The 15140-nt window shown below is 40.7% G+C and carries 17 protein-coding genes; 13 read left to right on the forward strand and 4 right to left on the reverse strand.

Going from position 1 to position 15140, the window contains the following annotated elements; all coding sequences use genetic code 11:
• Nucleotides 1-76 precede the first annotated feature (76 nt).
• The 4 genes from COO59_RS16330 to COO59_RS16345 all read right to left on the reverse strand — a co-directional run bounded on the left by COO59_RS16330 (nucleotide 77) and on the right by COO59_RS16345 (nucleotide 4118).
• Nucleotides 77-649 (reverse strand): anthranilate synthase component II, encoded by a 573-nt coding sequence (locus COO59_RS16330; RefSeq protein WP_103060814.1) that lies wholly within the window; start codon nucleotides 647-649, stop codon nucleotides 77-79.
• Complete coding sequence (locus COO59_RS16335) at nucleotides 630-2126, reverse strand: anthranilate synthase component I family protein (RefSeq protein ID WP_103060815.1); 1497 nt, start codon at nucleotides 2124-2126, stop codon at nucleotides 630-632. Before COO59_RS16335 ends, COO59_RS16330 begins: the two co-directional genes overlap by 20 nt.
• A complete protein-coding gene (locus tag COO59_RS16340) occupies nucleotides 2123-2767 on the reverse strand; it encodes a flavodoxin family protein (protein WP_103060816.1) in 645 nt (214 codons plus the stop codon). Before COO59_RS16340 ends, COO59_RS16335 begins: the two co-directional genes overlap by 4 nt.
• A 934-nt stretch (nucleotides 2768-3701) precedes the next feature.
• Entirely contained in the window at nucleotides 3702-4118 is a 417-nt protein-coding gene (locus tag COO59_RS16345) for a LysE family translocator (protein ID WP_133158615.1), read from the reverse strand.
• A 227-nt stretch (nucleotides 4119-4345) separates the two neighbouring features.
• Between COO59_RS16345 and COO59_RS16355 the strand changes: the two genes are divergently transcribed.
• The 13 genes from COO59_RS16355 to COO59_RS16415 all read left to right on the forward strand — a co-directional run bounded on the left by COO59_RS16355 (nucleotide 4346) and on the right by COO59_RS16415 (nucleotide 15129).
• Nucleotides 4346-4684 carry a cupin domain-containing protein gene (locus COO59_RS16355; protein WP_103060819.1) on the forward strand — a complete coding sequence of 113 codons (339 nt, stop codon included), beginning with the start codon at nucleotides 4346-4348 and terminating at the stop codon, nucleotides 4682-4684.
• Between the two features lie 10 nt (nucleotides 4685-4694).
• The gene (gene trpB / locus COO59_RS16360) at nucleotides 4695-5906 is read left to right on the forward strand and encodes a tryptophan synthase subunit beta (protein WP_103060820.1); all 1212 of its coding nucleotides are present in this window, start codon (nucleotides 4695-4697) and stop codon (nucleotides 5904-5906) included.
• A complete protein-coding gene (locus tag COO59_RS16365; RefSeq protein WP_103060821.1) occupies nucleotides 5903-7309 on the forward strand; it encodes a UbiD family decarboxylase in 1407 nt (468 codons plus the stop codon). The genes trpB and COO59_RS16365 overlap by 4 nt, the downstream gene beginning before the upstream one ends.
• Nucleotides 7290-7574: a chorismate mutase gene (locus COO59_RS16370; protein ID WP_165786534.1), complete on the forward strand. Its 285-nt coding sequence runs from the start codon at nucleotides 7290-7292 to the stop codon at nucleotides 7572-7574. Before COO59_RS16365 ends, COO59_RS16370 begins: the two co-directional genes overlap by 20 nt.
• Before the next feature lie 2 nt (nucleotides 7575-7576).
• Nucleotides 7577-8311, forward strand: a complete 735-nt coding sequence (locus COO59_RS16375) for a B3/B4 domain-containing protein (RefSeq protein ID WP_103060823.1) — start codon at nucleotides 7577-7579, stop codon at nucleotides 8309-8311.
• A gap of 373 nt (nucleotides 8312-8684) precedes the next feature.
• A protein-coding gene (locus COO59_RS16380; protein WP_409371633.1) for an IS3 family transposase occupies nucleotides 8685-9793 on the forward strand; the annotation gives its coding sequence in 2 pieces (ribosomal slippage) (nucleotides 8685-8946 and nucleotides 8946-9793; 1110 coding nt in all).
• A 628-nt stretch (nucleotides 9794-10421) separates the two neighbouring features.
• Entirely contained in the window at nucleotides 10422-10943 is a 522-nt protein-coding gene (locus COO59_RS16385; RefSeq protein WP_103060824.1) for a dCTP deaminase, read from the forward strand.
• A complete protein-coding gene (dcd, locus tag COO59_RS16390) occupies nucleotides 10876-11535 on the forward strand; it encodes a dCTP deaminase (RefSeq protein ID WP_205960882.1) in 660 nt (219 codons plus the stop codon). Before COO59_RS16385 ends, dcd begins: the two co-directional genes overlap by 68 nt.
• Complete coding sequence (locus tag COO59_RS16395) at nucleotides 11532-11894, forward strand: hypothetical protein (RefSeq protein WP_103060826.1); 363 nt, start codon at nucleotides 11532-11534, stop codon at nucleotides 11892-11894. Before dcd ends, COO59_RS16395 begins: the two co-directional genes overlap by 4 nt.
• Entirely contained in the window at nucleotides 11863-12330 is a 468-nt protein-coding gene (locus COO59_RS16400) for a hypothetical protein (RefSeq protein WP_103060827.1), read from the forward strand. The genes COO59_RS16395 and COO59_RS16400 overlap by 32 nt, the downstream gene beginning before the upstream one ends.
• Nucleotides 12331-13047, forward strand: coding sequence for a TSUP family transporter (locus COO59_RS16405; RefSeq protein WP_103060828.1), 717 nt, complete (start codon nucleotides 12331-12333; stop codon nucleotides 13045-13047).
• A gap of 16 nt (nucleotides 13048-13063) precedes the next feature.
• Nucleotides 13064-13855: an HAD-IIA family hydrolase gene (locus COO59_RS16410; protein ID WP_103060829.1), complete on the forward strand. Its 792-nt coding sequence runs from the start codon at nucleotides 13064-13066 to the stop codon at nucleotides 13853-13855.
• Between the two features lie 5 nt (nucleotides 13856-13860).
• Nucleotides 13861-15129 carry an ATP-grasp domain-containing protein gene (locus tag COO59_RS16415; protein ID WP_103060830.1) on the forward strand — a complete coding sequence of 423 codons (1269 nt, stop codon included), beginning with the start codon at nucleotides 13861-13863 and terminating at the stop codon, nucleotides 15127-15129.
• Nucleotides 15130-15140: the final 11 nt, after the last annotated feature.

Genomic DNA, 15140 nt, shown 5'->3' on the forward strand with positions numbered 1-15140 from the left:
AGATAATGGCCGCCAAGCACTTCTTGGTGGCCATGTCAGGAATAACATTATCCGATAAGTCAATTAAATAAAATTTTCATATTGCTTGAAGAAAAAAATTCCTAATCATTTCTTTTCCATATTCTGTCGTCACACTTTCAGGATGGAATTGAACCCCTTCAATACAATATTTTTTATGCCTAATCCCCATAACATACCCATCTTTCATAGAAGTGGCACTTATTACCAGAGGGATCGTATCATTAAAATATTTACGCTCAGCAACAAGTGAATGATATCGAGTAACATTGAAAACAGACGGTAACCCTCTAAAGCATCCTCCTGCATCATTCTCTATTTTACTAACTTTCCCATGCTGCCTACTAACCGCAGGAGTTACAGGGACACCATAATATTCAGCAATAGCTTGCATCCCTAAGCAAATGCCCAAAATTGGTATCTTACCCTCAGAATGGCGAATAATATCTAGATAGCCACACTCTGTAGGGTGGCCTGGTCCTGGGCCAAGGACTATCGCTTGATATTTTTCTAAATCAGTAATATCAATTTTATCACATCGAACAACCTCAATATCAAGTCCTATGTTCTCAATATAATTTTTAATTATATAAACAAAACTATCATAAGCATCAACTAACAAAAATTTCATTGCGTAATTCCTTATCAGTAATGGCCAAATAAGTAGAACTTAACTTATTAATAGTCTCATCCCATTCACCTTTTTTTGTAGAGTCTTCAACAATCCCTCCAGATGCCCTTATAATATACATTCCGTCTTTATAGATAGCCGTTCTAATACAAAGGGCAGAAATCATAACATCGTCAAAGCCGAAATAACCAATACAACCAGCATAGATTCCCCGAGGATTTATTTCAGTATTTTCTATTATTTCCACAGCCTTAATCTTAGGTGTTCCCGTCATAGTTCCAGCAGGGAAAGTTGCGGCTAAAATATCATATTTATCATATTCATCGGTCAAAATTCCACGAACATGGGATACTATGTGTATTACATGAGAATATTCTTCGGTGACCAGTAACTCGTCGACTTTTAAGGAATCAGCCACGCAGATTCTGGCTATATCATTTCGACACAGGTCAACAAGCATTAAATGTTCTGCTCCTTCTTTTTCATCAGAAAGCAAAATCCTTCTATTTCGTTCTTTTTCTTGCAAGTCTGTTGAATTTTTAATTGTTCCTGCAATTGGTCTCATAAAAATATCTTTACTACCAGTTAAAGTAATAAACATCTCTGGGCTAGCACCAATAACATAAACATCCTCACTAGTTTTAAAATAATACATATAAGGTGATGGGTTATATTCACGCATTCTCAAATAGACATCATATGGTTTAATATCAGAATCAATACGAATCTCATGTCCTAATTGTATCTGATAAACGTTACCTATATCTATATGACCTTTAGCTATATCAAACCAAGCATAATACTCATCAACCGAAACTGTAGGATGTGCAACGCTCGAAGCAGAAAAATTTGAATTAAACTCATAAGTCACTTCATCATCGTTAATAAGATTAATTATATCTTCTTCATTTAACTCACTAAAATAATCGCTATCATTTAAAACAAGTAATGTTTTTTTACTTCTAATATCAATATTAATCACGGCTCTATAAATACTAAGGTGTATAGTGGCGATACCCTTGTCTCTTTTTATAACTTTATCAATATCTTCGAAATAAAAAACAGTGTCATATCCAAAGTAACCAAAAAAACCAAATTTAACATCACTTTTATTATTTATATTTTCTACAGAAAAAACATTCTCAATAGCTCTAAGCAATCTAATAAGATCTTGACCACTACTGAGCACCCCTTCATGCCCTTTAATAGCGAATGAAGATAAAGCATCATGCCTGGATACAAAATCAACTACACTATCTACTCCCGTAAAAGAAAAATCATATTCATTTATCTTCAATGTGAAGATAGGTTCAAAAGCGATTATTGATTTATTACAGTCTTTTTCTGGACCACTCATTGACTCAAGTAAAAATATCTCGTTCTCACCATACTTTTTTCTCAATTTGTTATAAATACAGACAGGATCATTGTTAACACTAATATTCTCAGATTTACAAGACACAGAAATATAGGTCATTTGATATTCTCCTTTATCATTTTAAGCTTTCTTTCATTTTCCCAGTTTTGAGATAATTTTTGAAAATCAATTGAGTCATGAATATTTACCAAGCGATTGACCATTTGCTCCAACGCAACCTCTTCTTCTATATCTTTTATATCTTTAATATTTTCATCTCCATGAATAAGTACAGGAAAACCAGCGCCAGGAACAATCATACGATTCAACAACATATTATTCACTATTTGATCGTGAGCATGTCCAAGATGATATTTTCGCCCAATAACGACACAGCCACCTATTTTATTTGCTAACGGACGTTCAAATCTTAAATATCCAACGCCTGCACGTTCAAGGAAAATTTGCATAAGGTGACATACACCAAATGCATGTACCGGTGTAGCATAAATAATGATATGGGCTTTTATCATCAAATCAATAATGGCCGGTAAACCATCGTTTTTCTCACATGGCTCAGTTCGGTAGTTACAATCAGAATTCCCGTTACCACAACCATTACAAGGTGATAAATCGATTTCATTCAAATGAACTATTATAGTTTCTACACCATATGTTTTTAATAAACTACTGGTTCTTTGTGAAACGGCTGAAGTGATACCAAATCGCCGTTCTGACCCAGATATAATCACAGCTTTCATATCAACCTCCTTTGTTGTAAATTATTTTTATTGATGCTAAGTATGCTAGCTATCACGATAAGCATTCCAAACATATCAAGCGAAGACATTATTTCATTAAGAATTATGCAATCAATAATTACCGTAATAAAAAATTCTGCAATATTAATTATCGCTTTTTCACAGGACCATCATGTTTAACAACATGCATCATTAGGGAAAATGGAAACGCAGTTGAAAAAACGACTAGCACAGAGGTGTATTTCATAACGGATAAGTAATGAATATAAGCATCGCTCTTTCTCCTGATAAGCCCATGAGGAGAGTTGACCAAATTCAAGAACTCCGAGAAATCAGCTGAAATTGAATGTCTACTCATATCCATATGCATATTCACCATGTTAATTAACTTACACCCTCAAACTAGTACGCTAGTACCTTGTACATAAAGTGATCAATTGGATATTTGTAACAAAGTGTAAATTTAATTTATAGCTGCTCATAAGAAAGGGAGAAATAAGATTAAATTTAATTTAAAACAATCCCATGGAAAATTGATAATTCAATTTATAACTAATTATGATAGTTTAAATTACAAAGTGTTTTCTTAATTTGAAATTTGAAATTTGAAATTTGAAATTTGAAAAACAGCAAAAGCCCCCTTTAAGAACAGATGCTCTTGTTCTCAAGAGAGGGAGGACATTTAATTCAATTATAAGATTAAAAATAATATTAACTTTAAAGGTTCAGTTAATACGTCGGTATAGTGCCAACCCAGAAGCCATAAATACTAAAATTAAAGAGCAAAGGCGATTCATTATTTTTAATTTTACTTCTGAAAGATAACGTGAAATCTGGAAGCCAGCTGTTGCATAGCACCCCATGATAATCATATCAAGAACAATAGTAATTAAAATGAATGAAGCGTATTGCTGCACCTGTGAGTAAGATGTATTTATGAATTGTGGTAGAAAGGCACCAAAAATAGTAAACCCTTTGGATTTGATAATGCAGCAAATAAGCTTTTATAGAAAGCTCCTTTTGCATTTATAGAGTTTTTATTATTTCTATTTTCAACTTGAAGTGTTAATGGTGTGGATTGCCATAAATTATATGCCAGCCAAAATAAATAGATAACACCAATCACCTTTATGGTTGAAAAAAGTATTTCGGAAGTAGCCATGATAGCACCAAGACCAAAAGCGACCAAACCGATCAATAGAAAATCAGAACAAGCAGCACCCAAAATTCCCATCAAAATAATTTTCTTATTTTTCGTTGTGCCATTTGAAAGAGCCAACAACATTGTTGGACCTGGAATGACAGTTACTGCCAAAGAAGATACCCCGTATAAAATCAATGTATTAATCACGATTCACCTCATAATAAACATGTTTTTGCTAATTTTTACTCAAAAAAACAAATACCAACCAAACAGTTTATTGATCTTAGTCAACATTAAGATCCAAAAAATCGTTGACATAAAACTCCAGCGTACTAGTTTAGCGGTACTGACTGTTCATATTCTAACCGAAAATTAAAGGGCCACGAAATAGTAATAGGTTAATTGTTCAATCTGATTGATAAAAAGGAGATTTTATGGCCACACAAAGCTACGAGAAAGTCGTATTTAATGCACCAAGCGAACCATGGGATAAATGGTCAAAGCCAGGCGCAGAGGGCCGCGTAAAGATTTTTTCTTCAAACAATAAGCGGTTAAGACTTTTAGAATTACCGGCAGGTTTTGACGAAGAAAACCTCTGTCTCATCGGCCATCAAGGGTATGTCTTGTCAGGGAGTTTCACCATCATTATTGATGGCCAAGAACATAAATGCCAACAGGGTGATTTTTTTTCAATACCAGATGGCATCCCACACAGATCCAAAGGGGATGAAAACTCGATAACTACTGTTTTTGTTGTTGATGATAAATGTTAAAAGGATAACGATGATGAATTATAAAAATAAAAAGTTAATTGTTGAACCTGATGGAAATGGACTTTATGGCATTTACGGTGGAGAGGCTGAAAACCCAGAACTTCGCTCAGCAATGAATAAAATCAGAGATGCTTTCCATAATATAATTAAAGACGTTAAATTCCATGATGAAATGATAGAACTTAAGCGTTTTTATATTGGTCGCCCCAGTCCTTTGTATTTTGCAAAACGATTGTCAGAACACGCTGGCGGGGCAAAAATTTTTCTAAAACGTGAAGATTTGAATCACACTGGTGCACATAAAATAAATCATTGTATCGGTGAAGTCTTGCTCGCAAAAAAAATGGGCAAAAAGAAAGTATTAGCTGAAACTGGGGCAGGACAACATGGTGTTGCACTCGCTACTGTATGTGCCTTAATGGGTATTGAATGTGAAATACACATGGGCCAAGTTGATATCGAAAAAGAAAAACCAAATGTAAATAAAATGAAAGTGTTAGGTTGTAATGTTATACCTGTAACAGCAGGTAGTGCAACTTTAAAAGAAGCCGTAGATAGCGCGTTCAATTCATATGTCACAGATTTAAAGAACAACTTTTACGCCATTGGTTCTGTCGTTGGGCCTGCCCCATTCCCAGAGATAGTTCAGTACTTTCAGTCAATCGTAGGTCAAGAAGCCAAACAGCAGTTTAGTGAGTTAACGAATACTCTACCTTCCGCAGTAGTAGCCTGCGTAGGTGGGGGTTCAAATTCAATGGGCATCTTCAATAGCTTTTTATCCGATCACGAAGTTCAATTAATTGGTGTAGAACCATCTGGAAAAGGGTTACAAACTGACAAACATGCAGCAACGTTAACTAAAGGTAAATTCGGTTCTTTGCATGGTTTTAAATGCCTATATTTGCAAGATGAAAATGGTAACCCTTCTGATACCTATTCAATCGCATCGGGACTTGACTACCCAGGTGTAGGCCCTCAGCACTGTTACCTTCGCGACATCGGACGTGTTGAATATCATACAATTACTGATGACGAGTGCCTTGACGCCTTCTTTTCTCTTTCTCGAAAAGAAGGGATCATCCCTGCTCTTGAAAGTGCTCATGCCGTCGCATGGGCGATAAAAAATGCCCGGAAATTAGGTAATGACAAATCAATAATTGTCAATTTATCCGGCCGAGGAGATAAGGATGTTGATTTTGTTTTAAGCAAGACGGCTTCATGATGAAAAATGATCTACGCTCAGTGTTGAGCAAATTGTCTGCATGGGGAATATCTCCATGCTTTCATAATTCACCATTATCACCTAGACTAGAAATTTCTGAACATTATAACAATATTATTGCAACTGTTCCGGGTTCTTCCCGAACAGGGCATGAAAATATGTTTATGTATGAATGTAAGGAATACAGTATTCCTGTATTAATTGGTTTATTTGGCAACCGAATTATCAACCAAAAAATTATAGATGAATATTGTTTAAAACCTTTAAACACTTATTCTCTGATACCTCCTGACGTGATCGATGAAGCCGCATGCCATCAACATAAAATTGATTGCAGCCTTAATAAATTACCGATATTAAAATTAACTTCATATGATGCAGGAGCATACATTACATCAGGTGTAATTTGTGCTCAACATATAGAAAGCCAAAAAATTAGCAGTTCCATACATAGATTGAAAGTTATTAATGAAAACCAACTTGCTCTAGCTATGAGGCCAACAGGGTTTCTTTTTGAGTGTTATCATAATGCTTTAAAGAATAATAAAACCCTTCCTGTTACAATAAATATCGGGATACCCCCTATTTATTATTTACTAACATCTTTATCATCAAATTTCCTTCAAGAAAATGAAAGCAAATTAGAGAAAATTGGTGGACTAACTGGGTATCCAGTATTACTGACGAAAGCTAAGACTCAAAATAATGCGTATTGCTATGCCGACAGTGAAATTGTCATTGAAGGTGAAATAACTTCCAATGTTATTGATGAGTGCAATTTAGGGCTAAATAATTTATCAATGCCTGAGTTTATAGGTTATATGGGTGAAGGAAAAAAAGAGCTTCCTGTTATAAACATAACCGGAATATATCATAAAGAAAATCCTATTTATCAAACGTTCATGGGACCAGGAAAAGAACAATCTGAATTACTATCTATATCCACTGAAATTGACATTAAGATAAAATTACGTGAAAAATTCTTTTCTTTATTTAACCTAATCGATGCCCATTACCCCTCTTTTGGCGGAGGACAACTTGTATTAATACTTAAAATAGAAAAGAAACTGGATTGCATTCCTTTATGTGACATTCAAAAATTCATACTTTCCATACATCCACTTTGTAAGCACATTTATTTAGTCGACAATGATATTGACATTTATTCTCCAGAGGACATATTTTGGGCTTTTTCTACCCGTTTTCAACCATCTAGAGATATGAATATTGTTCGTTTACCGGGCTGGAACATGGACCCCTCCCAACTAAAAGGATATCTTGATGACAAAGAATCAATAACTGAATCAATTATTTTTGACTTAACATCACCATACAAGCTTACTAATTATTTTAAACGTTTTTTCAATCTCGATGAGGTATACAGTGAATACAAAGAGTCTTGAGTCACTCAGAAAAGAAATTGATGAATTAGATGAAAAACTTGTTGTTCTATTGACCCAGCGGATGAATGTTGCCTTAGCTATTGCTGATTTAAAAGATAATAGCATATCGTCTGTCCAGGCAAAACATCGTGTAAAAAAAGTATTGGATCGCGTAGCTAAAATAGCTTCCAACAATAATGGAAATGAGCAATTCGTCAGGAAAATTTATAGCGTAATAATAGAGGAATTAACTACTTTGCAATTAATGAAAAAAGGACTGATGTAATCATGCTTATTTCAATTAAATATGACCCTCACCTTACCTCATTATTTCCCGAGTTGTGTACACATTGTATATATATAGATGGACTTGATAAAGATGCAAATTTCGATAATATCATCAATGATAATATCGAGTATGCATTAAAAAACCTAGCTCAAATTGGTAAAGAAAGTTCTTTCCATTCGATATCACTCTGGCGCGAAGCTTATCGTAAAGTCGGGGTTGACCCTACAAAATTTCGTATTGCGCCAGAATCACTCCTTAGAAGATTGAGAACCAAAGGAGAAATCCCTAGCCATCTTCATCCCTTGGTATTATTATGTAATTCATTTTCAGTGAAGCTCGCCTTGCCTATTGCGGTATTAGATGCTGAATGTATTAATGGTAATTTAACTATTAAATTTTCTAATGGTATTGAAACATATACCTCGTTTTCTGGAGAGAAAACAAAACTTCTTGCTGGTGAGGTCTCGTTTATTGATGAGAAAAATATAGCTCATGCCCGAAAATGGTCTCATAAGCAAAGCCTTGACTCTGTCATTACAAATAAAACAAAATCTGCTATAGTATTTATAGAGTCGCTGTTGCCTTTTAATGGTAACTATATTTACCAATCTTCTATAGACGAAATCATTTCAGCAATATCTCTAGCATGGCCAAATTCAAAAATACACAAAACATTTAAAAACAAAGGTGAACTTAATTCTGAAATAATTAATTTAAAAGACTTTAAAATTTAAAACAGTGGTACTTCTCATGATAATAAAAACCGTGTTATAACACGAGCATTTAAAACAGTAGCTACAATTGTAGCTACATTATTAAATACAATAGTAAAATACTTTTTTATAAAAAAGATTGAAAATTTATCATTCAAATAATTTCCATTTATATAAAAATAAAAGCAAGAATAACCAATTTATTATAACATTCAACTCCATGCCAAGAAATTCTCCTTCATCGTTAAACCATTCTTTTTTTAATTACCCCTCTGCAAGGGGATATATCCTTTTTATATAACATCAATATTCATTTGACCTGCCCCAAAATCCTGCTCCATTCAGAAACAGAATTCCGGCATGATTACCACTCCCCTGAACAGAGGTTGTGCCGATGAAAAAGTCACGATTCACCGAAGAGCAGATTGTCTTTGCCCTGAAGCAGGCTGAGCTGGGTACTTCCGTACCGGATGTCTGCCGCAAACTGGGCATCTCCGATGCCACTTTTTACACGTGGCGTAAGAAATACGGCGGAATTTCCCCTTCTGAACTCAAACATATGCGCCAACTGGAAGAGGAAAATCTGCGACTGAAGAGGCTGGTTGCCGATCTCAGCCTCGACAAGGCAATGCTGCAGGACGTGCTGGCAAAAAAGAGCTGACGCTGGCACGACTGCGCGAATGGGTCAGGGATTTACAGGCCCGATACGGTGCCAGCGAAAGACAAATCTGTTTTGCGCTACGGCTCAGCCGCAGTTCGTTCAGGTATCGTTCTGTTGCTGCTGATGACAGTGCACTGCGCCAGCGTATCCGTGAGATCACTGAAACGCGAATTCACTACGGATCTCGCCGGGTACACGTGATGCTCCGGCGTGAGGGCTGGCGCGATAATCACAAAAGAATCTATCGCCTCTACTGTGAGCAGGGGCTGTCGCTGCGCCTCAAACGGCCACGCCGCAATGAATCCGCACAGCGCCGACAACCGCAGCCTCAGGGTCTGTATCCGAATCACGTCTGGGGCATGGATTTTGTCTCTGATGCGCTGTTTGACGGAAGGCGACTGCGCCTGCTGACGGTTATAGACCTGTATACCCGCGAATGCCTGGGGATCTGCGTGGGGCAGAATCTGCGTTCAACAGAAGTGGCAGAAATGCTGAACGGTATAGCGCTCAGACGTCCTTTACCTCAGTTGCTGAAAACCGATAATGGTTCTGAATTTGCAGGGAAAATGCTGGACAAGTGGGTGTATGAAAGAAGGATTAGGATCGACTTCTCACGCCCGGGAACACCAACGGACAATGCTACGGTGGAGTCCTTCAACGGCAGGTTACGGCAGGAATGTCTGAATGAGAACTGGTTCATGTCTCTGGAGGATGCACGGTGCAAAATCGAGGCCTGGCGCCTACACTATAACCAGAGTCGTCCCCATTCTGCACTGGGCTGGATGACACCCTCCGAATTTGCCGAAAAATCTGCCGGTTGCCAGCATATGCAGCCAGAATGAAGCCGGATATTCCTGATTATGAATGGATCACCTACGGGGAGCGGGTCAGAGTTAACAGAGCCTGGCCAGAACCTTGTTATTGACACTAACAGTTAACAATAAATCGAACTATTTACTTGTCTATAAGCAACGGCAATAACACTGCATAGTTAACAGACATTAAATTCGGATAAAGCTCAGGTCATTCCCGACAGTGCAGCAGTTTCGTTCATCTAACATCACTTCTTCAGTATTTCCTCATTAAATTTACTAACGTAGCGGAAGGAATTTCGGCTAATCGCCATTTCAGTCATAAGCAATTTTTATGCATAACCACGCATAAACAACAAGTGACTTTATTTTAAACGAATTTTCTAAATTATAACCAATTGAATATAAACATAAAATTTCCCTCATTAACTGTTTTAATAATTAGCTCATAATTATAAATCATTTTTATTCACATAACCTGAATTTGCATTCTTGACAAAAAATTAGTCACATGCTCTTATGACATTAGTTTTGTTTAAGTAAAGGCATCATTAATCCAGAAGTTAAGCAGGCATAAAGGCAAGCAGAAATGCCTTCTTTAAACATGATTAAAAAATGCGCCCGTTGTGCACCGCTTTTATGCCAGAGAATATAAAAGATGATAATCGCCGCGAAAAAAATAAAGCAACTGGTTAAGTCAGGTGATATAGAAATTACGCCTTTTGATGAGAGCTATCTGGACGTTAATTCCTATTCATTTCATTTAGGTCATACCCTTATTGAATATTACAGCAGCGTCGTCGATCCGCATATTCCTCAGGAGCATCGGCGTATAAAAATACCGGAAACGGGCTACCGGCTTGACCCAGACCATTTTTATCTGGCCGCAACCCATGAAAAAATGGGCAGCCGTATTTGCGCCAGCGAACTTTATGCAAATTTTTCCACCGCTGCATGCGGCATGTTTATTCAAACCAGCGCGCCGCTTGGGCATACCGGCGCGGTAATTAACTGGACGCTGGAAATTATTGTGGCCCAACCCATTATGGTTTACCCCGGCATGAAGATAGGCAAAATTTGTTTTTGGCAAAACTTCGGCGATCTTTCCAGCTATGAGGGCCGCTATCAAGGGTCGGAAGATGTTATTGCCACCAGAATTCATCAAGACTTCCAACCCTGAGGCCAGAGCCGCTATGATCCTGACAGGTAAAGAAATAGAAAAAAGAGTAGAGAGCAAAGAGATCGTTATCTCGCCCTTTCTGCCGGAGAATATTAACCCTAACAGCTATAACTTTCGTCTGGGACGTCAGATGAAAGTATATACCAATGAATTAATCGATCCGGCACAAGAAAATCCGGTAGACACGCTCACCGTAAACGATGATGGCATTATTCTTCAGCCGCGCAGGCTTTACCTGGCAGAAACTATTGAAACCATGGGCAGCACCCAATTTGTGCCTACCTATGCAGCACGTTCATCCGTCGCACGCATGGGCATGTTTATTAATCTCTCTGCGCCGCTGGGGGATATTGGTTTTATTGGCAAATGGACAATCCAGCTTTTTTGCATTCATCCGGTTAAGGTTTATTACGGCATGAATATTGGGCAAATGATGTTCTGGCATGTTTCCGGCGAAATTGAGCTGTATCACGGAAAATATCAGCATGCCAGTGGGCCGCTTGCATCCAGAATTCATATCGACTTTGAACAAAAAATAAAAAAAGGTCTCGGCCTGCAACAGAAAATCCGCGATTGCGAGGTACCGCTATGAGTAAAATAACCGGAGAGAAGGCCACGTTGCCCGGCAAATATAAATATATTGCTGCACTTTCTGCACGCTTTCCGGTGCCGGAAATGACGCTGGTTACTGAAGCTCATCTTAACCTTTGGCTGGCTAATTTTTGCCAGGCCAAGGCAGAGATCGATGAGGCGGAGCAGCATATCGCCATTACTTCCGGTGCCTTTCTCACCGACGATTTAGCCCGCATTGAACGCAGTCTTAATACGCTGTGCTGGCGTAACGAAGCGCCGCGCCTGCTCAGCGACTTTATTCGCCCGTTCGACGGACGAACGGCTGGCGATCAATTCCGATCACGGCATGCAGCCGATTTTTCACGCCTGTTATCTTAACCAGTATCTGGCCGATCGCGGCTGGCTGGCCTTCAACGCTAACGGCACCGTTAACTGGGACGAAACCCAGGCGGCCCTGCATCCGGCAGAAAATGGCACCCTGATGCTGCGTCCGACGGCGGATGGCGAACTGCTACGGCGTGAGATTATCGCCTTCTTTGCCGAGGCGGGCTTCAGCGGTTGTGAGATTGATACGTTGGACTACTGCTCTGCCCAGCAGGGTTTTAGCAACTCGCTATTTCTGCTACCGCCTGACGGCGTTCGGGTCAAGGCGTGTGCGGCGGATAGTTATGTTACCTCCAGCAGCAAGGCGGGCGATCATTGCGGCTTCAGTTCGCATTCCTGGCTACGCGGTACGCTGTTGACGGCCAATATCGATAAACCTCAGCCCGTTATGGAAATGTACGAAATTCATCATTTCATGCTGGAGGCGTAAATGGACGTACAGCTTATTCTTATCGTAGCGGCGTTTTCAATTATCCAGTCGGTTTTCGGCATGGGGCTGCTGGTATTCGGTACGCCAACATTGTTGTTAATGGGCTATCCGTTTGCGGCGGTGCTGTCGATATTATTGCCGCCCTCGTTGACCATCAGCGCCATTCAACTTTTCAGGCAGGAACGACAGCAAAAACGCTTCGCCGTGGATCTGTTAACGTTCTGTCTGCCGATATTAGTGCTGGCGCTGGCCTGGACTTTTATCAGCCATTACAAAGTTAATCTGCGCAGCCTGATTGCAGCGGTTCTTATTTTTACCGCCGTGTCGCGTTTCTCGTCGCGTATTTCCGGTTACCTGCGCCGGATTATTGAAAATAATTCACGTAAATATTTACTGGTAATGGGATGTGTACATGGCTTATCAAATATGGGCGGCAGTTTACTTTCAGCCTATGCGGTAACGCGCCATCAAATGAAGCAGGATGTACTGGGCTGTATTGTCACTGGTTATCTTCTTTTTGGTATTGTACAACTCGGTACGCTGCATTATGTTAATGCATTAAATCTTAACGCCACTACCTTCGCCTGTTGCACGGCTGCCGCTGCCGTCTATTTACTGGTGGGGAACAGGCTGTTTAAATCGCTGAATGAACAATTTTATCAGCATATATTTTCCGCCTTTATGCTGGTTTATGCGGCGCTGATGATATTTTTATAACCGTGACGGATAAAAAATGATGAAACCCTACACGCTGCCGAAAGGATTTATTTTTGATATTGACGGCACGCTTATCCTACACGGCAACGCGCTTCCCGGGGCGGTTGCCACCGTTAATCGCCTGAAAGAAGCCGGTTTTGCCCTGCGCTTTGTCAGTAATACTACCAGCAGAAGCGCCGCTCAGCTGGCCGAAAGCCTGAATCGCCTCGGCTTTACTATTGCTGAAAATGAAATACAAACCTCCGTTACCGCCTGCCTGCATTATCTCAGCGTTCACTACCCGACGGCGCAAGGTTATCTGGCAGTGCCGGAAAATATCCGCGGTCTGTTCTCTTTTGTCAGCATTAATGAAGATAAACCTGAATTTGTAATAATGGGCGATCTCGATAACGACTTTAATTATGCCCTGCTGAATAAGGTCTTTAATTTTATTCGTAATGGCGCACAGCTGATCGTTTTTCATCGTAATCCCTGGTATTTTAGCGAGGGGAAAACCTGGCTCGACAGCGGCGCATTTACGCTGGCTTTAGAGTCCGCCACCGAACGGCGCGCGGTAGTCACAGGTAAGCCATCACCGGTGCTGTTTAACAGCGCCATCGCCTCGATGAAGCTGGACAGCAAGCAGGTTGTGGTGATTGGCGATGATGTATCTACTGATATTGCCGGCGCGAGAAATATCGGACTTAACGCGATGCTGGTAGGCTCCGGTAAATTTAAGCCCGATGATTTAATCAAATATGACATATCTGAGGCGCATTTTTTGCCTCAGCTTGCCGATTTACTGACTCTGCTTAACCTGAAGGCATAATAAAAATGAAGCTGCTTAATATTGAAGTGACCACGCGCGGCGAGGTATTCCACAGTCGCTATGAGATATTTCGTGAGAACGGCGCGGATATTTATTACCTCACCTCGTCACCAAAAATCGCGCCCTGCCCTCATTTTTACGGCCTTCGTACGATCGCAGATCAATCTATCGAGACGGTAATTACCGCTGCACAGGCCTGGCATGCAGAAATCGGCTTTGATGCCATTATTACCACGGATGAGGCATCGGTTATTGCTACCGCCGCCGTTGGCGAAGCGCTTTCTCTGCCAGGTCTGACGTTGACCAGCGCGCGAAAAAGCCGCAATAAATATGATATGCGCCTGGCTCATCAGCAGCATAACGCGCCGCATCCTCCTTTCCAGCTCTGCGATAATGTTGAGCAGGCGCTGCAGACAGCAGAAACGATCGGCTACCCGGTTATTGTGAAGCCTACGCTGGGCGGCAATGCCGAACACGTTTATCTGATTCGCGATGCCGTCAGTCTGCGTCAGCGCTTTTCTCAGGTGCGCGAAGCGAATCGGAATTACTCCTACTGCCAGCACGAGGCGCAGGGCATCGATCTTGGCCCTAATTCGATGCTGGTCGAGGGCTATCTTTCGGGTTCAGAGCATTGCGTAGAGGCTTGGGTGCGTGACGGGAAAGCACATATCGGCGCGGTGGCCGACCGTATCGCCGCCGAACTGGAGATTTTCGATAACGACCTTTACCGCACGCCAACCACATTAAACCCGGCTCAAATGGCCTCACTGCAGCAGGCGTTGCAGGCGGGCGTTGAGGCGCAGGGAATTACGCATGGCGTGGTGCATGCGGAATTCCGCTTTCACCACGGCCGCCCGTTTATCCTGGAGATTGCAGCGCGCATAGGCGGCGGCAGCCTGTATAAAATGGCGCGGCTTAGCTATGGCTATTGTCCGGTCACCGCCGCCCTGCGCATCGCCGCCGGACAGCCGCTTGATGAGATGCCGATGACCGCAACCGGCCGCGTAGCCGTTGGCCTGACGATGCTTTGCGAACCGGGAAAAATAAAAAGCATCCACATTCCTGAGCAGGTAGCCCATCATCCCGATCTGTTTAACCTTGGGCTGCTGCAAAAAGCGGGTGACCTTAATCGCCGTCCGCCGGAAGGAAATGATATTTTCGGCTATATCGGCGTAACCGGCTCGACGCAGGATGAGGCGATCAATCTGGCTTCACGTCTGTTTTCCGCGATTGCCATCGAATTCGAAACTGAAACCGCTGCGGAAAAAAGCTGACCGCTGAATTA

Origin of the sequence: Mixta theicola, from assembly GCF_002895925.1 — a bacterium.
Classification (GTDB): Bacteria; Pseudomonadota; Gammaproteobacteria; order Enterobacterales; family Enterobacteriaceae; genus Mixta; species Mixta theicola.

Coding starts and splice junctions, on each gene's coding strand:
- COO59_RS16330 (WP_103060814.1), bottom strand. CDS start 649: ATGAAATTTTTGTTAGTTGATGCTTATGATAGTTTTGTTTATATAATT.
- COO59_RS16410 (WP_103060829.1), top strand. CDS start 13,064: ATGATGAAACCCTACACGCTGCCGAAAGGATTTATTTTTGATATTGAC.
- COO59_RS16385 (WP_103060824.1), top strand. CDS start 10,422: ATGATAATCGCCGCGAAAAAAATAAAGCAACTGGTTAAGTCAGGTGAT.
- trpB (WP_103060820.1), top strand. CDS start 4,695: ATGATGAATTATAAAAATAAAAAGTTAATTGTTGAACCTGATGGAAAT.
- COO59_RS16340 (WP_103060816.1), bottom strand. CDS start 2,767: ATGAAAGCTGTGATTATATCTGGGTCAGAACGGCGATTTGGTATCACT.
- COO59_RS16415 (WP_103060830.1), top strand. CDS start 13,861: ATGAAGCTGCTTAATATTGAAGTGACCACGCGCGGCGAGGTATTCCAC.
- COO59_RS16395 (WP_103060826.1), top strand. CDS start 11,532: ATGAGTAAAATAACCGGAGAGAAGGCCACGTTGCCCGGCAAATATAAA.
- COO59_RS16400 (WP_103060827.1), top strand. CDS start 11,863: ATGCAGCCGATTTTTCACGCCTGTTATCTTAACCAGTATCTGGCCGAT.
- COO59_RS16375 (WP_103060823.1), top strand. CDS start 7,577: ATGCTTATTTCAATTAAATATGACCCTCACCTTACCTCATTATTTCCC.
- dcd (WP_205960882.1), top strand. CDS start 10,876: ATGAGGGCCGCTATCAAGGGTCGGAAGATGTTATTGCCACCAGAATTC.
- COO59_RS16365 (WP_103060821.1), top strand. CDS start 5,903: ATGATGAAAAATGATCTACGCTCAGTGTTGAGCAAATTGTCTGCATGG.
- COO59_RS16405 (WP_103060828.1), top strand. CDS start 12,331: ATGGACGTACAGCTTATTCTTATCGTAGCGGCGTTTTCAATTATCCAG.
- COO59_RS16355 (WP_103060819.1), top strand. CDS start 4,346: ATGGCCACACAAAGCTACGAGAAAGTCGTATTTAATGCACCAAGCGAA.
- COO59_RS16335 (WP_103060815.1), bottom strand. CDS start 2,126: ATGACCTATATTTCTGTGTCTTGTAAATCTGAGAATATTAGTGTTAAC.